The sequence below is a fragment of the Georgenia sp. Z1344 genome (assembly GCF_049856295.1).
Lineage (GTDB): Bacteria > Actinomycetota > Actinomycetes > Actinomycetales > Actinomycetaceae > JB111.
This window is the reverse complement of sequence record NZ_JBNDMZ010000001.1, coordinates 229,882-251,347: the sequence shown is the minus strand read 5'-3', so window position 1 is coordinate 251,347 and position 21,466 is coordinate 229,882. Positions and strand designations below refer to the sequence as shown.

Annotated in this window: 19 protein-coding genes; 2 read left to right on the top strand and 17 right to left on the bottom strand. The window is 75.4% G+C overall.

Annotation, left to right across the window (positions count from 1 at the left end; translation table 11 throughout):
- Positions 1 to 34: 34 nt before the first annotated feature.
- Positions 35 to 688 carry a cell division protein FtsQ/DivIB gene (locus ACPYO6_RS01175; protein ID WP_425713052.1) on the bottom strand — a complete coding sequence of 218 codons (654 nt, stop codon included), beginning with the start codon at positions 686 to 688 and terminating at the stop codon, positions 35 to 37.
- Between the two features lie 22 nt (positions 689 to 710).
- Between ACPYO6_RS01175 and ACPYO6_RS01170 the strand changes: the two genes are divergently transcribed.
- On the top strand, positions 711 to 1,304 hold the full coding sequence (locus ACPYO6_RS01170) for a hypothetical protein (protein WP_425713051.1): 594 nt from the start codon (positions 711 to 713) through the stop codon (positions 1,302 to 1,304).
- Here ACPYO6_RS01170 and murC read toward each other — a convergent pair.
- The 13 genes from murC to dinB form a co-directional block, all read right to left on the bottom strand.
- Positions 1,255 to 2,637 carry a UDP-N-acetylmuramate--L-alanine ligase gene (gene murC, locus ACPYO6_RS01165; protein ID WP_425713050.1) on the bottom strand — a complete coding sequence of 461 codons (1,383 nt, stop codon included), beginning with the start codon at positions 2,635 to 2,637 and terminating at the stop codon, positions 1,255 to 1,257. The genes ACPYO6_RS01170 and murC overlap by 50 nt on opposite strands.
- Positions 2,630 to 3,748, bottom strand: a complete 1,119-nt coding sequence (murG, locus tag ACPYO6_RS01160) for an undecaprenyldiphospho-muramoylpentapeptide beta-N-acetylglucosaminyltransferase (protein ID WP_425713049.1) — start codon at positions 3,746 to 3,748, stop codon at positions 2,630 to 2,632. The genes murC and murG overlap by 8 nt, the downstream gene beginning before the upstream one ends.
- Positions 3,741 to 4,985 (bottom strand): peptidoglycan glycosyltransferase FtsW, encoded by a 1,245-nt coding sequence (locus ACPYO6_RS01155; protein ID WP_425713048.1) that lies wholly within the window; start codon positions 4,983 to 4,985, stop codon positions 3,741 to 3,743. The genes murG and ACPYO6_RS01155 overlap by 8 nt, the downstream gene beginning before the upstream one ends.
- Positions 4,982 to 6,505, bottom strand: a complete 1,524-nt coding sequence (gene murD, locus ACPYO6_RS01150) for a UDP-N-acetylmuramoyl-L-alanine--D-glutamate ligase (protein WP_425713047.1) — start codon at positions 6,503 to 6,505, stop codon at positions 4,982 to 4,984. Before murD ends, ACPYO6_RS01155 begins: the two co-directional genes overlap by 4 nt.
- Positions 6,502 to 7,587: a phospho-N-acetylmuramoyl-pentapeptide-transferase gene (gene mraY, locus ACPYO6_RS01145; protein ID WP_425713046.1), complete on the bottom strand. Its 1,086-nt coding sequence runs from the start codon at positions 7,585 to 7,587 to the stop codon at positions 6,502 to 6,504. Before mraY ends, murD begins: the two co-directional genes overlap by 4 nt.
- Positions 7,584 to 9,056: a UDP-N-acetylmuramoyl-tripeptide--D-alanyl-D-alanine ligase gene (locus ACPYO6_RS01140; protein ID WP_425713045.1), complete on the bottom strand. Its 1,473-nt coding sequence runs from the start codon at positions 9,054 to 9,056 to the stop codon at positions 7,584 to 7,586. Before ACPYO6_RS01140 ends, mraY begins: the two co-directional genes overlap by 4 nt.
- Positions 9,053 to 10,594 (bottom strand): UDP-N-acetylmuramoyl-L-alanyl-D-glutamate--2,6-diaminopimelate ligase, encoded by a 1,542-nt coding sequence (locus tag ACPYO6_RS01135; protein WP_425713044.1) that lies wholly within the window; start codon positions 10,592 to 10,594, stop codon positions 9,053 to 9,055. The genes ACPYO6_RS01140 and ACPYO6_RS01135 overlap by 4 nt, the downstream gene beginning before the upstream one ends.
- The gene (locus tag ACPYO6_RS01130; RefSeq protein ID WP_425713043.1) at positions 10,591 to 12,390 is read right to left on the bottom strand and encodes a peptidoglycan D,D-transpeptidase FtsI family protein; all 1,800 of its coding nucleotides are present in this window, start codon (positions 12,388 to 12,390) and stop codon (positions 10,591 to 10,593) included. The genes ACPYO6_RS01135 and ACPYO6_RS01130 overlap by 4 nt, the downstream gene beginning before the upstream one ends.
- Complete coding sequence (locus ACPYO6_RS01125) at positions 12,390 to 12,815, bottom strand: hypothetical protein (protein WP_425713042.1); 426 nt, start codon at positions 12,813 to 12,815, stop codon at positions 12,390 to 12,392. Before ACPYO6_RS01125 ends, ACPYO6_RS01130 begins: the two co-directional genes overlap by 1 nt.
- On the bottom strand, positions 12,812 to 13,966 hold the full coding sequence (gene rsmH, locus ACPYO6_RS01120) for a 16S rRNA (cytosine(1402)-N(4))-methyltransferase RsmH (protein ID WP_425713041.1): 1,155 nt from the start codon (positions 13,964 to 13,966) through the stop codon (positions 12,812 to 12,814). The genes ACPYO6_RS01125 and rsmH overlap by 4 nt, the downstream gene beginning before the upstream one ends.
- 351 nt (positions 13,967 to 14,317) lie before the next feature.
- A complete protein-coding gene (gene mraZ, locus ACPYO6_RS01115; RefSeq protein WP_425713040.1) occupies positions 14,318 to 14,749 on the bottom strand; it encodes a division/cell wall cluster transcriptional repressor MraZ in 432 nt (143 codons plus the stop codon).
- A gap of 779 nt (positions 14,750 to 15,528) precedes the next feature.
- The gene (locus ACPYO6_RS01110) at positions 15,529 to 15,969 is read right to left on the bottom strand and encodes a DUF3040 domain-containing protein (protein WP_425713039.1); all 441 of its coding nucleotides are present in this window, start codon (positions 15,967 to 15,969) and stop codon (positions 15,529 to 15,531) included.
- Between the two features lie 63 nt (positions 15,970 to 16,032).
- The gene (gene dinB, locus ACPYO6_RS01105) at positions 16,033 to 17,349 is read right to left on the bottom strand and encodes a DNA polymerase IV (RefSeq protein ID WP_425713038.1); all 1,317 of its coding nucleotides are present in this window, start codon (positions 17,347 to 17,349) and stop codon (positions 16,033 to 16,035) included.
- 48 nt (positions 17,350 to 17,397) lie between these two features.
- Between dinB and ACPYO6_RS01100 the strand changes: the two genes are divergently transcribed.
- Entirely contained in the window at positions 17,398 to 18,267 is an 870-nt protein-coding gene (locus ACPYO6_RS01100; RefSeq protein ID WP_425713037.1) for a spermidine synthase, read from the top strand.
- 190 nt (positions 18,268 to 18,457) lie between these two features.
- On the opposite strand, the gene ACPYO6_RS01095 is transcribed toward ACPYO6_RS01100, so the two are convergent.
- From ACPYO6_RS01095 to ACPYO6_RS01085, 3 genes are all read right to left on the bottom strand, one after another.
- A complete protein-coding gene (locus ACPYO6_RS01095; RefSeq protein WP_425713036.1) occupies positions 18,458 to 18,664 on the bottom strand; it encodes a cold-shock protein in 207 nt (68 codons plus the stop codon).
- A 229-nt stretch (positions 18,665 to 18,893) separates the two neighbouring features.
- A complete protein-coding gene (locus ACPYO6_RS01090) occupies positions 18,894 to 20,270 on the bottom strand; it encodes an MFS transporter (protein WP_425713035.1) in 1,377 nt (458 codons plus the stop codon).
- Positions 20,271 to 20,313: 43 nt separating this feature from the next.
- Positions 20,314 to 21,459, bottom strand: a complete 1,146-nt coding sequence (locus ACPYO6_RS01085; RefSeq protein WP_425713034.1) for a proteasome assembly chaperone family protein — start codon at positions 21,457 to 21,459, stop codon at positions 20,314 to 20,316.
- Between the last annotated feature and the right edge of the window lie 7 nt (positions 21,460 to 21,466).

Genomic DNA, 21,466 nt, shown 5'->3' with positions numbered 1-21,466 from the left:
GAGGCGCGGTCGGCCCCGGCCGGTTCGCGCCGGCTCAGCCGCCCGTCGTCGGGCGCGTGGGGATCGACACGTCGTAGCGCGAGGACGGCGACTGCTCGATGAGCACGAGGAGCACCTCGGACTTCAGGGTCGACTCCTCCGAGCTCCCCCACAGCACCTCGGCGCCGTCGGTGAGGGTGAGCGTGATGACGCCCTGCGCGGAGACCGCGGCCGACGCCACCTGGGAGCGCAGCTCGGTCGGCATCTCGCCGAGCGCCTCGAGCAGGGAGGTGAGCGCGCGCGTGCCGTCCTCGGGGTCGTCGGGGACGTCGACCTGGGGCAGCGTGCCGTCGGGCTCGTCGACCTGGGCGACCTCGGTGCCCGTGTCGTCGAGCAGCGCCCACCCGCCGTCGACCTGCGTGACCGCGACCGGCACGCGCGGGGTCACCTCGATCTCGAGCCCGGTCGGCCAGGCGCGTACGACCTCGGCGTCGGCCACGCCCGGGAGCGCCCGCACGGCCTCGTCGACGGCCTCGGTGTCGACGCGCGCGAGCGGCGTGCCGACCTGCGGGTCCGCGGCCGCGGAGACCTCCGCGAGGTCGACGTACGGGGACTCGGCCGTCGTCGTCGCCTCGACGTCCTCGAGCGCGGTGAGCGGGGAGAACAGGAGGGCCCAGGCGGCGCCGAGCAGCACGACGAGCGCCACCACGCCGATGATGATCCGGCGGCGCGTGAGCCGGCGCGCGGCGGTCTCCTTCTCTGCGCGGCGCTCCGTCAGCGACGCGGTGGGTCGCGCGGGACCGCGGCGGCCCCCGCGCGCATGGACGGGCGGGGCGGCCGGCGTCGAGGAGCCGCTCGAGGTCCTGGTCGCCGAGGAGCCGCTCGGGCTCGTGGTCGTCGCAGTGGCGCGGGACTTCCCCCTCGCGCCCGACGACGACGCCGCGCCCCCCGATCCGCCGGCCGCCGTGGCGGAGGAACCGCCCGACCTCCCGGAGGCACGCCGGGCCACCGACGTGCCGGACGAGCCCGTCGCCCTGGCCTTCCCGTTCTTCCCCGACGCCCCCTTCGTCCCAGGCTCCCCGGTCGTCCCGGACGCCGACGCCGGTCCGGCCTTCCCGGACGCCGCGGCCCTCCCGGCCTTCCCGGACGCACCGGCCTTCCCAGCCGTCCCGGAACCGTCGCCGGACGTCGCAGCGCCGTCGTCGCCCGCCTGCGGGCGCGACCCTGTGCGCCGGGGCGGAGTCGGCTCACCCCGCCGCGGCGGTCGGGGCGCCCTCACGTCCGTGCGCCCAGGTGGTCGAGGACGACCGGGCCGAGCTCGGTGACGTCACCGGCCCCCATGGTGAGCACGAGGTCCCCCGGGCGTGCGGCGGCCGCGATCTCGCGGGCGGCCTCGTGCCGGTCGGCGACGAACCGACCGTCGGACATCCGCGCGGTGACGAGCGAGCCGTCGACCCCGGGCTCGGGGTCCTCCCGCGAGGCGAACACGTCGGTGACGACCGCGAGGTCGGCGGCGGACAGCGCGGCCGCGAACTCGGCGGCGAACGCGCGCGTGCGGGAGAACAGGTGCGGCTGGAAGAGGACGAGGACCCGCCCGCCGTCGGCGGCCACCCGGGCGGCGGCGAGCGTCGCGGCGACCTCGGTGGGGTGGTGCGCGTAGTCGTCGACCACACGCACTCCCCCGGCCTCGCCGCGGGGCTCGAACCGGCGGCCGGTCCCGCGGAACTCCCCCAGGGCCGCGGCGGCGTCCGCCAGGTCCACCCCGAGCTCGACCGCGACGGCGACGCAGGCGGCCGCGTTGCGCAGGTTGTGCACCCCGCCCACGGCGAGCTCGAGGGCGGCCGAGCGACCGGCCACCTCCACGCCGCCGCGGGCGCCGTCGACGCTCGGCTCCCCCACCCTCAGCGCGACGTGGGCCTCGGCACCCTCGACCGCACCCGTCGTGCCGTACGTGACCACCCGGGCCCCGCGCGCCGCGGCGGTGGTGGCGAGGCGGCGGGCGCCGTCGTCGTCGGCGCAGGCCACGAGAAGCCCACCGGGGCGGATCCGGTCCGCGAACTCCTCGAAGGCGGCGTGGAACGCCTCGGCGCTGCCCCAGTGGTCGATGTGGTCGACCTCGATGTTGGTGACCACCGAGATCCGCGGGGCGTAGTTGAGGAAGGAGCCGTCGGACTCGTCGGCCTCCGCCACGAACGTGGTGCCGCCACCGAGGTGCGCGCCGGGGCCGACGCCGACGACCGAGCCGCCGATGGCGTAGGACGGGTCGAGGCCGGCGCCGCGCAGGGCGACCGCGAGCATCGCGGAGGTCGTCGTCTTGCCGTGCGCGCCGGCGACGGCGACGAGGTCGAGATCCTCGGCGACCAGCTGCAGCGCCTCGCTGCGGTGGAGGACCGGCAGTCCGGTCGCGCGCGCGTGGGCGAGCTCGGGGTTGGTCTCGCGCACGGCCGTGGAGACGACGACGGTCGCGCCGTCGGGCACGTGCGCGGCGTCGTGGCCGACGTGGACGTCCGCCCCCGCGTCCGCGAGGGCGGCGAGCACGGCGGAGTCCTTGGCGTCGGAGCCGCTCACGCGGGCTCCGCGGGCGAGGAGCAGGTGGGCGACGACGGACATGCCCGCGCCACCGATGCCGACGAGGTGGAAGGCGCGGGTCTCAGCCACGTGCCACCGCCGAGACGAGCGCGGCCAGGGGCCCGGCGCCGTCCCCGGGGCCGGCGGACGCGGCGGCGTCGCCCATCTCCCGCAGGCGGTCCGGGTCCGCCAGGAGCGGGGTCACGGTCTCGCGCACGGCTGCGGGCGAGAGGTCGGCGTCCTCGACGACGATCCCCCCGCCGGCGGCGACGACGTCCGCGGCGTTGAGACGCTGCTCCCCGTTGCCGTGGGGCAGCGGGACGTAGATCGCGGGCAGGCCGAGGGCGGAGAGCTCGGCGACGGTCCCGGCGCCGGAGCGGCAGACGACGAGGTCGGCGCAGGCGAGCGCGTGCTCCATCTCGCCGAGGTAGTCGAGCACGTGGTAGTCGTCGTGGCCCTCGACGGCCGCGCGGACCGGGGCGTCCTTGTCGCGTCCCGTGAGGTGGAGGACCTGGGCGTCGGCGAGGTCTCCCGCGCTCGCCGCGAGGGTCTCGTTGATCCGCTGGGCGCCCAGCGAGCCGCCGGTGACGAGCAGGACGGGTCGGTCGGGGTCGAGTCCGAGTGCGCGGGCGCCGGTCTCCCGTGCAGCGAGGCGTCCGGCCTCGTCCGCCCGGGCGGCGACGAGGTCGGCGACGGCGCGGCGCAGCGGGAGGCCGGTGACCTCGGTGCGCCCGCGGCGTGCGGCCAGCGGGGTCGAGGCGAAGGTGAGGGCGACGGCGGCCGCGGTGCGCGCGCCGACCTTGTTGGCCAGGCCCGGCCGCGCGTTCTGCTCGTGGACGACGACCGGGATCCCGGCGCGGCGGGCGGCGAGGTAGGCGGGCGTCGCGACGTAGCCACCGAACCCGACGACGACGTCGGCCGAGGTGGCCTCGATCGCGGCGCGGGCGGCGCGCACGGCCGCGCGCAGGTTCGTCGGCAGCCTTAGGAGGTCGGCCGTGGGTCGCCGGGGCAGCGGGACGCGCGGGACCGGGTGGAGGTCGAGTCCGGCGGCGGGGACGAGACGGGACTCCAGCCCGTCGGCGGTGCCGAGCGCCGCGCAGCTCGCGCCGTCCTCGGCCAGCGCCGCGGCGGTGGCGAGCATGGGGTTGACGTGGCCCGCGGTACCGCCGCCCGCGAGCAGGACGCGCAGGGGCTCAGCCACGGCGGGCCTTCCGAGGGGTGGCCGTCACCGCGCCCGTGCGCCGGGCGTGCCGGGAGCGCACGCGCAGTGCCTCGCGCGCGCCGGGCTCGGTGCGGGCGAAGCCCAGGAGGATCCCGATGCCGAGCAGGGTGGCGATGAGCGCCGAGCCGCCGGCGGAGACGAGCGGCAGGGGCACGCCGAGCACGGGCAGCAGGCCGATGACGACGAGCATGTTGACGATCGCCTGCCCGAAGATCCACGCGCCGAGCCCGGCAGCGGCGATCTGGACGAACGGGTCGTCGTGCCGGCGCACGATGCGGTAGATCCCGGCGGCGAGCACGGCGAACAGGACGAGCACGACGAGGGTGCCGATGAGGCCGAGCTCCTCGCCGATGATCGCGAAGATGAAGTCGTTGTGGGCCTCGGGCAGGTACTCCCACTTCTCGCGTGACGCGCCGAGGCCGACCCCGGAGATGCCGCCCGAGCCGAGCGCCCACAGCCCGTGCAGGGGCTGGAGGCCGGCGCCGAGGGGGTCGGACTCCGTGAGGCCGAAGAACTGGCCGACCCGCGCGCGACGCGAGGCCGAGGACATGACGAGGAAGGCAGCGAGGCCCGCGCCGACGACGCCGACGAGCGCGAACCACCGCAGGCGCAGGCCGGCCACGTAGTAGGCGCCCGCCACGAGGATCACCATGATCGCCGCGGTGCCCATGTCGTGCCCCGCGAGGACGAGGGTGATCGCCGCGCCGGCCCCGATCACCCCGGGGATCGCGGCGTGCAGGAGATTGTCCATCACCTTGACCTTGCGGGCGAGGACGGCGCCGAGCCAGATCGCGAGGGCCAGCTTGAGGAACTCCGCGGGCTGGATGACCTGGCCGGTGCCGGGCAGGACGATCCAGTTGAGGTTGCCGCCCTGGCCGCGCGCGAAGCCGGTGAAGATGAGGGACTGCAGGGCCAGGCCGAGGACGAGCAGGACCCATGCGGACCTCCGGTAGAAGCCCGGCGGCACGAGGGCGGCGACGAACGCGCCCGCCACGCCGACCGCGAGGAAGAGCAGCTGGCCCACCCACTCCTGGTACGGCGAGCCGGTGTCCGAGATGGCGGTGACCGTCGACGCCGACAGGCGCATGACGGCCCCGACGGCGACGAGCAGCGCCGAGGAGGCCGCGATGAGGTAGAAGCTGAGCGCCGGGTTCTCCTCCCGGCGGGGCTGCGCGGGTGCCTGGGTGACGACGCGGCGGGAAGCGGTGGCGGTCATCTCTCCTCCTGCGTCGCGAGGGCGGCGACCGCGTCGGCGAACACGCGCCCGCGGTGGTCGTAGCTGCGGAACTGGTCCATGGAGGCGCTGGCGGGGGCCAGCAGCACGGTCTGCCCGGGCAGCGCCCGGGACGCGGCCAGCCCGACGGCGCGTTCCATCACCGTCTCATCGTCGTCCGGAACGACCTCGACGAGCGGGACGTCGGGTGCGTGTCGCCCCAGAGCGCTGAGCATCGGCTCGCGGTCGCGCCCGATGAGGACGACGTGCGCGAGCCGGTGGGCGTGCGCGGCGACGAGCTCGTCGAAGCGGGCGCCCTTGGCGAGCCCGCCGGCGATCCACACGACCGAGCGGTCGCCGTGGGCGGCGAGGGCGGCGTCGGCCGCGTGGGCGTTCGTGGCCTTGGAGTCGTCGACGAACCGGACCCCGCCGTGGGTCGCGACGTGGGTGGCCCGGTGGTCCTCGGCACGGTAGGCGCGCAGGGCGTCGCGGACGTGGTGGGGCTCGGCGCCCGCGGCGCGGGCGAGCGTCGCGGCGGCGAGGGCGTCGAGCACGAGGTGGTCGGGCACGTCCTCCGCGCCCGCCCCGGCACCGAGCAGGTGCGCGAGGTCGGCGACCTCGCCGAGCTCGGTCGCCGCCGTCCACCGGTCCGCGCCCACGCGCTCGGCGAGGACCCCCTCGACGACGCCGACCTGCGACACGGCGGGCGGCCCGAGCGTGAGGCCGACCGCGCGGGCACCCTCGGCGACGTCGGCCTCCTCGACCATCTCGCGCGTGACGGGGTCCGCCTCGGAGTAGACGCACAGCCCGGTGACGCCGCGGTACACGCGCGCCTTGTCGGCCCGGTAGGCCGCGAACGAGCCGTGCCAGTCGAGGTGGTCGGGCGCCACGTTGAGGCAGGTCGCGGCCAGCGGGGCGAGCGAGTGGGTCGAGTGCAGCTGGAAGCTCGACAGCTCGGCGGGCAGGACGTCCGGCCCCTCGCCGCCCGCGGTGACGATCTCGACCGGCGGGGTGCCGACGTTGCCGACCGCCGGCGCGTCGAGCCCGGCGGCGGCGAGGATCGCGGCGGTCATCGTCACGGTCGTCGTCTTGCCGTTCGTTCCGGTGACGGCGAGCCAGGGCGCGTACCGGCCGTCGCGGCGCGGGCGCTGGAGACGCCAGGCGAGCTCGATCTCGCTCCACACCGGGATCCCGGCGGCCGCCGCCCGGGTGAGCAGCGGCGAGGTGGCGGGGACGCCGGGCGAGACGACGAGGACGTCGGGCGCGAGGTCGAGCGTGGCCTCGGCGAGCTGCTCCGGGGTGGCGCCGGCGGCGAGCCGCGCGCCGGGGGCGTCGGACCGGGCCGCCTCGAGCGCCTCGTCTCGCGAGTCGGTGGCCACGAGCTCGCCCACGCGGCCGGCCAGCGCGCGCAGCGCGGCCCGGCCGGACGTGCCGAGGCCGACGACGCCGACCCTCGCCGAGGCGAGCTCGGCCGCCGACCGCTCGGCCCACGCCGCGCGGGCCTCGTCCGGGGGGACGGTCATGAGACCGCGACCCACTCACCGTAGAAGATCGCGAGGCCCGCGGCGGCGCACAGCAGCGCGACGAGCCAGAACCGCACGACGATCGTCACCTCGCCCCAGCCGGAGAGCTCGAAGTGGTGGTGCAGCGGGGCCATCTTGAACACCCGCTTGCCGGTGGCCTTGTAGACCCCGATCTGGATGACGTCGGAGATGACGACGGCGACGAACAGTCCGCCGATGACGACCCCGAGGAACTCGGTGCGGGTGAGGATCGTCATCCCGGCCAGGGCGCCGCCGAGGGCGAGGGAGCCCGTGTCCCCCATGAAGATCTTCGCGGGGTTGGTGTTCCACCACAGGAACCCGAGGCACGCGCCGACGATGCAGGCAGCGATGATCGTCAGGTCCCGCGGGTCGCGGATCTCGTAGCAGCCGGCGCCGGGCTCGGCGAGCACCTGGCAGGACTGGTTCGACTGCCAGAACGCGATGCCCGTGTACGCGGCGAAGACGATCGCGGACGTGCCCGTGGCCAGCCCGTCGAGGCCGTCGGTGAGGTTGACGGCGTTCGTCCAGGCCGTGATGAGGAAGTTCGCCCAGATGATGAAGAGCACGAGCCCGATGGCGGCACCCGCGAAGGCGAGGTCGAGGGGCAGGTCGCGGACCCACGAGATCGCCGTCGAGGCGGGCGTGCGGTTGTTCTCCGACGGGAACTGGAGGGCGAGCACGGCGAAGGAGATGCCGATGAACGCCTGCCCGATGATCTTCGCCCGCGCGTCGAGCCCGAGGGACCGGGCCCGGGAGATCTTGATGTAGTCGTCGAGGAACCCGATGACCCCCATGCCGACCATGAGGTAGAGCAGGAGCAGGCCCGACACGTGCGGAAGCCGCCCGGCCGAGAGGTTGGCGACCGCGTAGCCGATGACGGTGGCGGCGATGATGATGACGCCGCCCATCGTCGGCGTGCCGCGCTTGGTCTGGTGACTCGTCGGCCCGTCCTGGCGGATGAACTGGCCGTACTCGCGGCGCACGAGGAGCCGGATGAACGCGGGTGTGCCGAGCAGCGTGACGACGAGCGCCACGCCGGCACCTACGAGGACGGCTGTCATGGGCGCATCTTCTCGTCCCCGGGCGCGTCAGGCGCCGAGGCGAGGCCGTCGGTCGATGTGAGAAGGTCCGCGACCTCCCACACGCCGGACCCGCGCGAGCCCTTGAGCAGGACCGCGTCGCCGGGGTGGGCGACCTCCCGCACGCGCGCCGCGATGACCTCCGGGGTCGACCCGGTCAGGTCGTCCACCTGGATTCCCGCGTCGCGTGCGGCGGCCGCCAACGGCGCCGCCTCCTCGCCGACGACGACGACCGCCTCGATCCCCCGCGCGAGCAGGACCTCGGCGAGACCCGCGTGCTCGGCGGCGGACTCCTCGCCGAGCTCGAGCATGTGGCCGAGCACGGCGACCCGGCGCCGACCGGGCGCGATCGCCTCGAGCGTCGCGAGCCCGGCGCGCATCGAGTCGGGGTTGGCGTTGTACGAGTCGTCGAGGAGGAGGACGTCGCCGGCGAGCGTCGACACCGCGGTGCGGTGGGCGGAGCGCGGACCGGCCACGGCGAGGCGGGCGGCGAGGGCGTCGAGGTCCTCCCCCAGCGCGAGGCCGGCGGCGGTCGCGGCGAGCGCGTTGGCCACGTGGTGGGGACCGACGAGCGCGAGGCGCACCTGCGCGCTGCCCGACGGGGTGCGCACGGTGAAGCTCGCCCGTCCGGCGTCGTCGGCGCGCACGTCGGTCGCGGCGAGGTCGGCGGCCGGGTCGCCCGCGGCGGAGAACGTGAGGACGTCGCCGGGCGCGAGGGAGGCCATCGCGGCGACCCGGTGGTCGTCGGCGTTGAGGACGGCGGTGCCGGTGGGGACGAGGCCGGCCACGAGCTCGGACTTCGTGCGGGCGACGTTGTCGATCCCGCCGAAGTGGCCGAGGTGGGCGCGGCCGACGGCAAGCACGATCGCCACGTCGGGCGGCGCCACCGAGGTGAGGTACTCGAGGTTGCCGACGCGGTCGGCGCCCATCTCGAGGACGAGGGTCGTCGTCGCCTCGTCCGCGCGCAGCACGGTCAGCGGCAGGCCGACCTCGTTGTTGAGCGAGCCGGGCGGCGCGACGAGCGGGCCGCGGGGGGTGAGGAGGTCGACGAGGAGGTCCTTCGTCGTCGTCTTGCCGACCGAGCCGGTGACGGCGACGACGCCGGGGCGCTCACCTGCGGGCCGCACGGCCCCGCGCAGCTCGGCGAGCGAGTGGCGGGCGAGGTCGCCGAGGGCGGCGACGGTGTCCGGGACGACGACGAGGCGGGACGCGTCGACGCCGTCGGCGAGCGGGCGGGCCGGGTCCGTGACGAGGGCCCCGACACCGCCGGCGGCGAGCGCGGAGGCGACGTGCGCGTGCCCGTCGGTGCGCTCGCCGACGATGGCGACGAACAGGTCCCCGGGGCCGACCTCGCGGGAGTCCTGGAGGACGCCGCCGGTGACGAGGAGGTCTCCGACCTGCGAGGACGAGCCGGTGGCGCGGGCGACCGCGTCGAGTCCGATGGTGATCACGCCTCATCCTCCCCCGACGCGCGACGCGCGAGGGCCGCCCGGGCCTCCTCGCGGTCGTCGAGGTGGTGGGCGACGTCCCCGACCTCCTGGACCGTCTCGTGCCCGCGACCGGCGAGCAGGACCGTGTCCTCGGGCGCCGCGGCGAGGATCGCGTGGGCGATCGCGGTGCGCCGGTCGCCGACCTCGGTCACGGACGCGCCCTCGACCGCGTGGGCGCCGGCGAGGATCTCGGCGCGGATGGCGGCGGGGTCCTCGGAGTGCGGGTCGTCGTCGGTGACGACGACCTCGTCGGCGAGGCGGGCCGCGACGGCCCCCATGAGCGGGCGCTTGACGGCGTCGCGGTCCCCGGCGGATCCGGTCACGCACCACAGGCGTCCGCGGGTGGTCGGCCGCAGCTCGGTGAGCACGGTCTCGAGGGCCTCGGTGTTGTGGGCGAAGTCGACGACGACCCGGGGCGCCTCGGCGAGGACCTCCATCCGTCCGGGCACGGCGGGGCTCACGCCGCCGGCACCGGCGAGGGCCCGCTCGATCTCGGCCGGGTCGTGCCCCGCGCGCCAGACCATGCCGACGGCGAGCGCCGCGTTGGCCACGTTGAACGCGCCCGGCATGTCCGTGGAGGTCGCCACCCGGCCGTCCTCCCCCACCAGGGTGAGCTCGCCGGGAGCGCCGGACCGGACGCCCAGCTGCGCGTCGGCGTCGTGCCCGAGGCTCCACACGTCCCCGGGGCGGGCCTCCTCGGCAGACGCGGCCAGGCGCCGGCCCCACTCGTCGTCGACCGTGACGACCCCGGCGCGCGAGCGCTCGGGCGCGAACAGGCGGGCCTTCGCCGCGAAGTACTCCTCGACGGAGCCGTGCAGGTCGAGGTGGTCGGGCGTGAGGTGGGTGAAGCCGGCGACGTCGAACGTCACGCCGTCGACCCGGCCGAGCATGAGCGCGTGCGAGGAGACCTCCATGACGAGGTCGGTGACGCCCGCCTCGACCATGGCGGCGAGCACGGCGTGCAGCTCGTCGGCCTGCGGCGTGGTGAGCGCGGCGGGCACGGAGGTCCCGGCGATCCGGATCTCGACCGTGCCGATGAGGCCGGTCGTGCGCCCGAGCGCGGTGAGCACGTGGTCGACCATGAACGCCGTCGTCGTCTTGCCGTTCGTGCCGGTCAGTGCGTACGTGCGCAGCCGGTCCGCGGGGTTGCCCCAGGCCAGCGCGGCGAGCGGACCGACCACGGCGGCGACGTCGTCGACGACGAGGACCGGGACGCCCGGCTCCCCGTCGGCGCGCGCGAGGTCGGCGCCCGCGGCGTCCGTGAGGACCGCGGCCGCACTCCGTGCGACGGCGTCGGACGTGAACCGCGCGGCGTGGTGGCGGGCGCCGGGCCGGGCGACGAAGAGCTCTCCTCCGGTGACCCGCCGGTTGTCCGCGACGACCCCGGACACCGCCGTCCCGGGTTCCGGAGGCGCACCGACGAGGTGCGCGCCGGCAGCCCGCGCGAGGTCGGCGAGGTCGACGGGCGCGACGGCGGTCGGCCGCAGCGCGGGGGTCACTGCGGCCCCCACTCCACCCCGGGCTCGAGCGGCAGGTACGGAGCGGGCTCGGTCGACGGCGGGACGCCCAGGTGCGCCATCGTGAACTCGGCGACCTCGGCGAAGACGGGAGCGGCCACGCGCGAACCGTAGGACGCCCCGGCGGCGTTGTACATGACGACGCCGATCGCGACCTCGGGGGCCTCGGCCGGGATCGCGCCGATGAAGGTGCCGACGCGGCCCGTGAGCCCCCCGTTCTCGTCGGGGACCTGGGCGGTGCCGGTCTTCCCGGCCACGCGGTAGCCGTCGACGGCGGCGAGCTGGGCGGTGCCCTCCTCGGTCACGGCGCCCTCCATCATGGCGAGGGTGTCCGCGGCGCTCTCCTCGCTGACGACCCGCTGCCCGTCGAGCAGCGGGGTCGGCGTCATCGTGCCGTCGGTCTCCTCGACGGCCTCGACGATGTGCGGCTCCATGCGCACGCCGCCGTTGGCGATCGTGGCGGCGGTCGAGGTCGACTGCAGGACGGTGAGCGCGAGGCCCTGGCCGAACATCGAGGTGTAGTACTGCCGGTCGTCCCACTGCTCGTAGGGCGCGAGGATGCCGGAGGACTCGCCGGGCAGCTCGATGCCGGTGCGCTGGCCGAGGCCGAAGCGCTGGAGGTAGTCGTACCGGACGTCCGCGGGGACGGTGTCGCCGATCTGGACGAGGCCGGTGTTGTACGAGCGGGCGAGCACGCCGGCGGTCGTCAGGGTGATCGGGGCGTGGGAGTCGTTGTCGCGGAACTCCTGCCCGTTGGGCATCGTGATCGTGTCCGGGGTCAGCCACTCGTCGTCGACCTCGACACCGCCCGCGTCGAGCGCCGTGGCGAAGGTCGGGATCTTCCCGGTCGAGCCGGGCATGTACGGGGTGGTCACGGCGCGTGAGCCGCGGTCCTCGGCGGCCCACTCCTGGTAGTTGCCGGGGTCGACGGTGTTGTTGTCGCACAGCGCGAGGATCCGGCCCGTGCCGACCTCCTCGACGACGACGGCGCCCCAGGCGGCCGAGTGGCGCTCGACGGCCTCGTCGATGATCCGCTGGCACTCGTACTGGAGGTCGCGGTCGATCGTGGTCTGGACGTCGCGCCCCTGGACCGCGGGGACGTCCTCGCGGGTGGCGCCGGGGATGACCTGGCCGTCGCGGCCGATCTCGACCGTGGTCGAGCCGTCGGTGCCGGCGAGGACCTCCTCGTAGGACTGCTCGAGCCCGGCGAGGCCGGTGCCGTCGCGGCCGACGAACCCGGTGATGTTGCCGCCCGTGGTGCCGTTCGGGTAGAGCCGGTCGACCGTGGCCTCGGGCTCGATGCCGATGATCCCGAGCTCGCGGATCTGGCGCCACTGCGCGGGAGTGACGTCGCGGGCGATGTAGGCGAAGGTCGAGTCGCCGACCATGAGGGCGCCGAGCTCGGCGGGGTCGACGTCGAGGATCGGGGCCAGGCGCTCGGCGGCGGCCGAGATGCCCGTGCCGACGACCTCGCCGTCCTCGTCGCGCGCCTCGTAGCTCGTGATGAGCTGCTGGTTGACGCCGAGGTTGTAGGTCTGCACCGAGGTGGCCAGCACCTCACCGTTCGCGTCGAGGATCTCGCCGCGCTGCGCCTGGACGGCGTAGGTGCGGATGCGGTTGTCCCGCGCGTCGCTCGCGAGCTGCGGGCCCTCGAGGGCCTGGACCCAGATGAGCCGGCCGGCGACCACGAGGAGGATCGCGAGGAGGAGGACGAGGAGGATCCGCGTGCGTCGGATCCAGTCGCGCGGGGCGGTCGTCACCAGCGGCGAGCGTGGCATCAGTTCGTTCCCTCCTCGGTGGGTCCGCCGGTGATCTCACCGGACTCGAGCTCGATGAAGTAGGTGGTCTGCGGGCGGGTCATGCCGAGCTCCTGCGCGCGCTCGTCGAGGACCGAGGAGGCGCCGGCGGCGTCGATCTCGACCTCGAGCGCCGCGACCGACTCCTCGACGAGCGCGAGGTCCATCTGCCGGTCGTGGAGGGCGTAGGCGGCCTCAGCCATGCGGATGTTGAGCACGAGCACGGTGGCGAGGGCCGCGAGCAGGATGGCCGCGAGTAGCGCGACGAACGGCGCCCGCGAGCGCGCCGGGACCGGGCTGGGGACGACCGTGAGCCGGGATCGCTGCCGTCGGGTGGTGACCGGGGCCGGCGCGGCCGTCGTGCGGCGTGGCGCGCGGGCCGGCGCGGGAACGGGCTGGGCGCTCATCGGGTGCTCCTCGGGCGCGCTGCGGGGGCGCTGGTGGGTCGTGCGGCGGTCGGGCGGTCGGTGCTGGCCGTGCGGTTCGTGCGTACGTCGCGGTCCGTGCGGGCGGCGCGGGCCGTGCGAGCCGCGCGGTCCGTGCGTGCGTCGCGGTCGGTGCGGGCCAGGTGGTCGGGCGTCGGGCGCAGGCGCTCGGCGGCCCTCAGGCGGACGGCGCGGGAGCGGCTGTTGCCGGCGAGCTCGACCTCGTCCGCCTCCTCCGCCCCGCGGGTGAGCAGGCGGAGGTAGGGCTGGTGGGTCTCGGGGACCACCGGCAAGTCGGGCGGAGCGGAGGTGACGGCACCCCGGGCGAGCTCGGCCTTGACGAGGCGGTCCTCGAGCGACTGGTAGGACTCGACGACGATCCGGCCCCCGACGGCGAGCGCCTCGACGGCGCGCGGCAGGGCGTCGGCGAGGATGTCGAGCTCGCCGTTGACGGCGATGCGCAGCGCCTGGAAGGTCCGCTTGGCGGGGTTGCCGCCGGTGCGGCGACCGGCGGCGGGCATCGCGGTGTCGACGACGTCGACGAGGTCTGCGGTCGTGCGCAGCGGCGCGGTCTCCCGGCGGCGGACGATCTCGGCGGCGAGGCGGGGGGCGAACTTCTCCTCGCCGTAGGTGCGGAGGATCCGGCGCAGCTCGCGCTCGTCGAGCGTGGCGAGGAGGTCGGCCGCGGTCGGGCCGGTCGTGGCGTCCATCCGCATGTCGAGCGGGGCGTCGTGCGCGTAGGAGAAGCCGCGGTCCGTCTCGTCGAGCTGGAGCGAGGAGACGCCGAGGTCCATGAGGACGCCCGCGACCTCGCCGCCCGCGTGCTCGGCCACGACCTCGTCGATCTCGTCGTAGGTCGCGTGCACGCCCGTGAAGCGGTCCGCGTACGGGGCGAGCCGGGCGGTCGCCAGCGCGAGCGCCTCGGTGTCGCGGTCGATCCCGATCACCCGCAGGCCCGGGAAGCGCGCGAGCGCCCCCTCGCTGTGGCCACCGAGGCCGAGGGTGGCGTCGACGAGCACAGCGCCGGGGGCCTCGAGGGCCGGTGCGAGCAGGTCGAGGCAGCGCTCGAGCAGGACCGGGAGGTGGCGGTCCTGCGTGGGGCGGTCCTGGCTGTGCTCGGGAGTGGTGCTCATCGGTCCTCCTCTCGGGCGGTCGTGGGGTGTGCGGGGCGGGGATGACGGGCGGGTCGGCGGTGGTGCGTCGTGGTCGTTCGTCGTCGTGGATCCGGTCGGTCGTGCTCGTCGCGGGCGACGATCGGGCTCTGAGGCTGGCGGCACGACCTCGGGGTGCGATCCGGCTCGTACCGCCAGGACTCCCACCTCCGCTCCGGCGCCGGGGAAGTGCGCCGGGGGCGGGGGCACCGGCGCCGGGGAAGTGCGTCGGTGCGGTGGGAGACCTCGCGTGGCGAGCTCCGGTGTGCCGTGCAGCTGTGGAGTTGTCAGGGACGTGCGGTGATCGGGCGGGGACGTGCGGAGGTCGGCGGGTCAGAAGAGGCCCGGGACCACCTCCTCCGCCGTGTCCGCGAACGACTCCTCCTGGGCGGCGAGGTACTCGGCCCACGCGGTGGCGTCCCAGATCTCGATCCGGCTGCCCGCGCCGATGACGGCGGTCTCGCGCTCGAGGCCCGCGTAGCGGCGCAGGTTCGCCGGGATCGTCAGGCGGCCCTGCTTGTCCGGCACCTCGTCCGAGGCGCCGGAGAGGAACACGCGCAGGTAGTCGCGGGCCTGCTTGGAGGTCACCGGCGCCTGCCGGAGCCGCTCGTGCATGGACTCGAACTCCGCGGCGGGGAAGGCGAAGAGGCAGCGGTCCTGACCCCGGGTGAGGACGAGGCCGTCGGCGAGGTCGGCGCGGAACTTGGCCGGCAGGATCAGCCGGCCCTTGTCGTCCAGGCGCGGCTCGTAGGTACCGAGGAACATCGCGGCACCTCCCTCGCTCGTCGCCCTGCCGCTCCCGTGACCCCCACGTTACTCCACTTCACTCCACCGCGATAGCAGATCGGGCCGACATCGAGCGTGTGTCGCGCGATATCCCAGGTAATCACTGGTGGTGCGCGGTGGAGGGGATCGGGGCGGCCGGCGGGCACGGCGGGCCGACGCTGATCGGCTCGTCGAGGTCGGTGCGGTGAGCTCGTGGGCGCGGGGCTGTCTCGGGCGCGGCGTCGGTGCGGCGTCGGTGCGGCGCGAGTGTGGAACCGATGCCGCTCCGGCGCAGCTCCAACGACAGCAGATCGGCATGATTCCGCGGGTCCCGCCGGCTCACGCACGATCAGGTCGTGCACACGGCTCCGCGGCGTCGTCGGCGGGGAGCGGTGTGGGGGAACTCCCGGGGCGGGACGTGGAGGAGCTCCGGGGCGGGACGTGGAGGAGCTCCGGGGAGGGAAGTGGGGGAACCTCGGGGAGGGAAGTGGGGGAACCTCGGGGAGGGAAGAGGGGGCCTCGTCGGACGAGGCGGAGAGATCCCGGAGATCGAGGTGGAGCACCTTGGTGGAGCGACGTGGAGGGACCGGCGGACGGAGGCGGAGCACGCCTCGTGGAGCGACGTGGAGAGCCCCTCGTGGAGCAACCTGGAAAACCCGCCAGACACCCGGCCGGGCAAGACGACGGCCCCCGGTCCGCATCGCTGCGGGCCGGGGGCCGTTCTCTCAAGCGCTCAGATTGGGAGACGCCCGGTCGTCAGGACCGGGCGCCGGGGTGGGTCAGACGCCGCGTCCCTCGCCGCGCTGCTCCCACTTCTCCTGCTGACGCTCCATGAAGCTCTTGCTGGTCGCGGTCCGGCCGCCGGACGGGCCGGAACCGCCGGAGGACGGGCCTCCGCGTCCGCCCCTGCCGCCTCGCCCGCCGGGGCCGGCGCCGGGCGAACCCTGGCCGGTGCGGGCGGGGCGCGTCGACGGGGTCATCGCGAGGAGCACGCCGCCGACCATCGCGAGGAAACCGAGGACGCCGAGCCAGATCCAGCCGGTCGCGACGCCGCCGACGAGGCCGCCGATGCCCACGACCGCGACGAGCGCGCCGAGGGCGACCTTGCGCAGGTCGGGACCGGAGGTGTCGCCGAGCGTCTCCGCCAGGCGCGGATCGTCGGCGTGCAGCTGCGCTTCCATCTGGGCGAGCATGCGCTGCTCGTAGTCGGAGAGTGGCATCCTGCCCCCTTCCTCAGCACCGGTCGGACCTCGGCTCGCGTCCGGACGGAGCGCGACTCCCCCTCAGGATAGGTCCTGGCGGGCTCCCTCGTCACGCCGGGGGACGCCGTCATGACCGGGGTCATCTCCCCCACCCTCCCGGGCACGCCCCGACCGGCGACCGAGCAGCGCCGCCGGGGCGAGCGCGGACCGGCCGAACCGCTCCCGCACGGCGTCGAGCGCCTCCTCGGCGAGCGCCGCGCCGGGATCGTCGTCGAGGGCGAGCTGAAGGCCGTGACCTGCGGGTTCGAGGGCCTCCAGGCGCACGCCGAGCAGCCGCAACCCGTCCCGGGGGAGGTCGACCGCGCCGAGCAGGGCGCGCGCGGCCGCCACGACGTCCCGGGCGAGCGAGGTCGCGGCGGGCAGGCTGCGCGACCGGGTGATGGTCGTGAAGTCGGGGAACCGGACCTTGATGCTCACCGTGCGCGCGAGCAGCCCGGCAGCCCTCAGCCTCGCCGCGGCCGCGTGGGACTGCTCGAGCAGCACCCGGTCGAGCGCCCCCCGGTCCGCCACCGGGTCGAAGAACGTGTGCTCGGACCCGATCGACTTCTCCGCCGCCCGCTCCGAGCGGACCTCCCGTGCGTCCACGCCCATCGCGAGGGCGTGCAGGCGCGTCCCGGCCGCGCGCCCGAGCGCCCGCTCGAGGTCGACGGTCCGCGCGGCGGCGACGTCACCGACCGTCTCCCAGCCGTGCCGGCGCAGCACCTCGGCCGACTTCTCCCCCACGCCCCACAGCGCCCCCACGGGAAGCGGATGGAGGAAGTCGAGCGTGGCGGCGGCGGGGACGAGCAGCAGCCCGTCCGGCTTGGCCGCGCCCGAGGCGATCTTGGCCACGTGCTTGGTGCTCGCGATGCCCACGGACGCCGCGAGCCCCGTCTCCTCCCGCACCCGCGCGCGGACGTGCGCGCCGATCGTCAGCGGCGGACCGAGCCGGCGCACGGCCCCGCGCACGTCGAGGAAGGCCTCGTCCACGCTCAGCTGCTCGACCCGGTCGGTGACCGTGCCGAGCACCTCCATGACGACGCGGGAGATCTCCCGGTAGCGCCCGTGCCTCCCCGGCACGACCACGGCCTGCGGGCACAGCGCCCGCGCCTGCGCGACCGGCATGGCCGAGCGCACGCCGTACGCGCGGGCCTCGTAGGTCGCCGCCGACACCACGCCGCGCTCCGGCCCGCCCACGATCACCGGGCGCCCGGCGAGCTCGGGGTTGTCGAGGACCTCGACGGCGGCGAAGAACGCGTCCATGTCGACGTGCAGGAGGAACGTCCCCGAGTCGTCGGTCCCGAACGGCGTGGGTCCGCGCCTCGGGGTCCCGCTCGCGCGGACGGGCTTGCGGCTCACAGCCCGACGCTAGCGCGCACGTCCGACACCGCGGGCTAGCGTGACCCCGTGACTCCGCGACGCCGGTCCGACCTGGACCGCTGGCCCGAGCACCCGGTGCCCACCTCGTTCTCCGTGGCCGAGGTCGTGCCCGAGCCGGGCGCCCCGCACCGGGTCATGCTCCTCCTGGGCGGCTCGGAGTCCTCGTTCCTCGACCTCGAGGACCCCGCCTATCTCGAGTTCGAGTACATGCAGCACGTGCGGGCCGTCGTCGACGCCGCCCTCGGCCCCCCGGGTACCACCCCGCCCGACGACGCCACCCGCGATCCCCGCACGGCCCGGTTCGTCCACCTCGGCGGGGCGGCCTGCGCGCTGCCGCGGGCGCTGCTCGCCGACCGTCCGCACTCGCGGCACCTCGTCGTCGAGCTCGACACGGAGCTCGCGCGCCTCGTGCGGGCCTGGTTCGACCTGCCGCGCGCCCCCGCCCTGCGGATCCGCAACGCGGAGGCGCGCGAGTCGGTCGAGCACCTCCACCCGGGCTCGGTCGACGTCCTCGTCCGGGACGTCTTCGTCGACGCCGAGGTGCCCGAGCACGTGCGGACCGTGCAGTTCGTCCGGGCCGCGGCGGAGGCGCTCGCGCCCGGCGGCATCTACGTCCTCAACCTCACCGACTCCCCCGGCCTGCGCCGCGTGCGCGAGGAGGCGGCCGCCCTGACGTCGGTCTTCGGCGAGGTGCTCGGCGTCGTCGACCCCGCGGTGTGGAAGGGGCGGCGGTACGGCAACGTCGTGCTCGTCGCGTCGCACCACCGTCTCGACGCCGCGGCGGTCGACCGGGGCCTGCGCCGCCTGCCGTTCCCGGCGATCGTCGTCGGCGGGGCCGAGCTCGCCCACATGGGGGCGGGCACCGCGGCGCCGCTCGACCCGCCGGCCATCGCCTGAACGGACACGTGGCTGCGGCTGCGGCTGCGGGAGGGCGGTACGCCGCCGGGCGGGTCCGTCGTCGTCGGGCGGGTCCGTCGTCGTCGGGCGTGGGTCGTGCCGCCGGCCGGGCACCCGTGCCCGGACATGGCGACGGGGCCCGCACCATGAAGGTGCGGGCCCCGCGAAGACTTAGGGTCGAACGCTCAGATCAGAGCGGGACGACGTTCTCCGCCTGCGGGCCCTTCGGGCCCTGGGTGATCTCGAACTCGACGCGCTGGGCGTCCTCGAGCGACTTGTAGCCGTCCGACTGGATGGCCGAGAAGTGAACGAAGACGTCAGGCGCGTTGCCACCGTCCTGCTCGATGAAGCCGTAGCCCTTCTCGGAGTTGAACCACTTGACGGTTCCCTGTGCCATGTAACTGATGTCCTTCCGGGACGTCGGGGCCCGACCCTGTGCCGGTCCCCACTTGCCGCACTGAATTCGTCCCACGTCCTTGCCGGAACCATGCCTCCCGCCGAACGGGCCGGCGGGCGACACAACAGGGAAACGCAGATGCAACACGGTAAGCATGCCACGTCCGGGCGCCCCGTGCGCGCTTCTCGTGGGGAGAACCACCCGGGCCGTCTCCTGGACGTGCCGGATCTCAGCTCCGGGGAGGACGCGCCTCGGATCCCGGGCCGAGCCGGCGCACCGCGAGAGCAAGCCCCACGAGCCCGACGACGACGACCACGACCTGCGACGCCATCGCGATCCGGAAGGCGTCGGGTCCCGGTGACGACCCGCCGACGGCGTCGAGCACGAGCCCGATGACGAGCACCGCGAGCAACGAGGCGATGAAGCCGCCCGTGTTCGCCAGGCCGGTGGCGGTGCCCAGCCGGGACCGCGGGACATGCGACCGCACGACGTCGAAGGACACGTTGCTCACCGCGCCGCCGCAGCTGAGGATCATCATCAGCACGACGAGCAGCCACGCGGGCACCGGCGGCGGGAGCAGGAGCACGACGGTCCAGCTCGTCACCGCGAGCGCGCAGCCCGTGAGGATGATCCGGAAGCGGCGGTGCGGGAAGCGACCGGACAGGGCGCCGACGACCGGGGCGGCGAACACCATCATCACGACCCCGAGCACGAGCACGGTCGACGCCGTGGCGGCGCTGTGCCCGTTGCCCGCACGCATGTAGGGCACGCCCCACATGAGCGCGAACGTCGTGACGAAGAACATCGTCGACCAGTGCGCGAACAGACCCGCCCACACGCCGGGCTCGCGCACGAGCGCCGCGAGGGTGGCACCCGTGCTCTCCCGCTGCGCGCCCCGTGGCGCGGTGGCAGGGGGTGGTCCGGTCGCGGGTGCAGCCGCGGCGCCCGGGGCCGGCTCGGCGTCCGGGGCCGGCTCGGCGTCCGGCGCGGACCCGGTGTCCGGTACGGATCCAGGGTCCGGCGCCGGACGGTCGCGCACGACGACGAGCACGGCGATCGCCACGAGCACGCCCGTCGCCGCGAGCGAGAGGTAGGCGGCCGTCCAGCCGCGCACCGACAGCACGGCGTAGAAGGGGACGGCCGAGAGGACCTGGCCGAGCTGCCCGAGCGCGCCGGTCGACTGGTTGACGATCGGGACGTGCCGCAGCGGGAACCACTCCGGCACGAGGCGCAGCACCGAGATGAAGGCGGTCGCGTCGCCGAGCCCGACCGCCACGCGGGCGGCCAGCGTGAGCGGCAGCGAGGTCGACAGCGCCATCACCGTCTGGGCGGCGGCCAGCAGCAGCGCGCCGGCGACGAGCACCCGGCGCGAGCCCCAGCGGTCGATCGCGAGGCCCACGGGGATCTGCGCGGCGGCGTACGTGCCGAGCTGGATGACGACGAAGGTCGAGAGGATCGCCGGGCCGACCTCGAACCGCTCGAGTGCGGCGAGCGAGGCGACGCCGAACGAGCTGCGGCCCGCGATGGCCAGGACGTAGCACAGCACGGCGACGCCCCACACCGCGAAGGCGGTGCGGGGCGATGCGGGAGGGGTCAGGCGGGCCATGGCCCGCCTCTCCTCCGCGGCGCTGCGGGTCCTCCGGGGCGGCTCACGCCTCCTCGGACGGGTCGGCGTCGGGCGCGTCGTCGTCGGACCGCTGGTGGTCGGACCGGTCGTCGGCGAGGTCCCCGCCGTCGGGCGCGTCGTCGCCGGGGCGCTCGTCGGCGGGTCGGTCGTCGGCGAGGTCCCCGCCGTCGTGCCCGGCGTCGTCGGACCGGCCGTCGTCGGACGTGCCGTCCGGACCGCGGTCGACGCCGCCGATCTCCGGGAGGCCCTCGTCGCGCCAGCCCTCGATCGGGGGCGCGCTCGCGAGGAACGCCTCCAGCTCGGCGCCGATCTCGTCGGCCGTGGGCAGCTCCGCGGCGGGCGCGTCGTCGCTCGTGCGTGCGACCGGGCTGCGGTCGTACCGCTCCTCGAGCGCGCGCACGACCTGCGCGATCTCGGGGTTCGCCTCGACCTGGGAGTCGATCTGGGCGAGCACCTGGGCGGTGAGCGACTCGAGGTCGCCGACCGGCAGGGAGACTCCGCTGGCCGTGGACAGCGTCCGGATGAGGGACGCCGACGCCACGGGGTACTCCGAGCCCGAGAGGTAGTGCGGGACGTGCACGGCCAGGCCGAGGACGTTCATCCCCTGCTCGGACAGGCGCAGGTCGAGGAGGGCCTCGGCGCTGCCGGGCGCCTGGAACTCGCCGACGAAGAGGTTCGGTCCCGGCTCGAGACGCCCCCCGGCGTCGCGATCCGTGCCGTGCGTCGTGATGGCCGCCGGGCGCGTGTGCGGGACGCCGGCCGGGACGCCCTGCAGCCCGACGACGAGCTCGACCCCGTGCTCGCGGACGATCGTCGACACCGCGCGGGCGAAGCCCTCCCACGCGTGGTCCGGCTCGTGGCCGTGGAGGACGAGGAGCGCCCGCCCCTCGTGGTCGCGCACGGCGTCGACGGCGAGGACCGGCTCGTCGTAGTCCACCCACCGGCCGTCGGCGAAGGTCATCGCCGGGCGGCGCGAGCGCAGGTCGAGGAGCTGCTCCGTGTCGAAGGTCGCCACCCGCTGGACGGGCATGCTCGACAGGAGCTGGCGCACGGCGAGCTCGCCCGCGCTGCCCGCGTCCATCGCGCCCTGCAGGGCGTGCACGAGCACGGGCACGTCGCCGATCTGGTCGGCGGCCGGGCCGCTGGTGTAGAGGGTCTCGTCGTTCATGGCGCCA

What these genes read in the sequence shown, in the direction of transcription:
- murD (WP_425713047.1), bottom strand. Translation starts at nt 6,505, where the DNA reads ATGACCGTCCCCCCGGACGAGGCCCGCGCGGCGTGGGCCGAGCGGTCG.
- mraY (WP_425713046.1), bottom strand. Translation starts at nt 7,587, where the DNA reads ATGACAGCCGTCCTCGTAGGTGCCGGCGTGGCGCTCGTCGTCACGCTG.
- ACPYO6_RS01085 (WP_425713034.1), bottom strand. Translation starts at nt 21,459, where the DNA reads ATGAACGACGAGACCCTCTACACCAGCGGCCCGGCCGCCGACCAGATC.
- ACPYO6_RS01095 (WP_425713036.1), bottom strand. Translation starts at nt 18,664, where the DNA reads ATGGCACAGGGAACCGTCAAGTGGTTCAACTCCGAGAAGGGCTACGGC.
- ACPYO6_RS01110 (WP_425713039.1), bottom strand. Translation starts at nt 15,969, where the DNA reads ATGCCACTCTCCGACTACGAGCAGCGCATGCTCGCCCAGATGGAAGCG.
- ACPYO6_RS01130 (WP_425713043.1), bottom strand. Translation starts at nt 12,390, where the DNA reads ATGCCACGCTCGCCGCTGGTGACGACCGCCCCGCGCGACTGGATCCGA.
- mraZ (WP_425713040.1), bottom strand. Translation starts at nt 14,749, where the DNA reads ATGTTCCTCGGTACCTACGAGCCGCGCCTGGACGACAAGGGCCGGCTG.
- ACPYO6_RS01125 (WP_425713042.1), bottom strand. Translation starts at nt 12,815, where the DNA reads ATGAGCGCCCAGCCCGTTCCCGCGCCGGCCCGCGCGCCACGCCGCACG.
- ACPYO6_RS01090 (WP_425713035.1), bottom strand. Translation starts at nt 20,270, where the DNA reads ATGGCCCGCCTGACCCCTCCCGCATCGCCCCGCACCGCCTTCGCGGTG.
- ACPYO6_RS01155 (WP_425713048.1), bottom strand. Translation starts at nt 4,985, where the DNA reads ATGACCGCCACCGCTTCCCGCCGCGTCGTCACCCAGGCACCCGCGCAG.
- rsmH (WP_425713041.1), bottom strand. Translation starts at nt 13,966, where the DNA reads ATGAGCACCACTCCCGAGCACAGCCAGGACCGCCCCACGCAGGACCGC.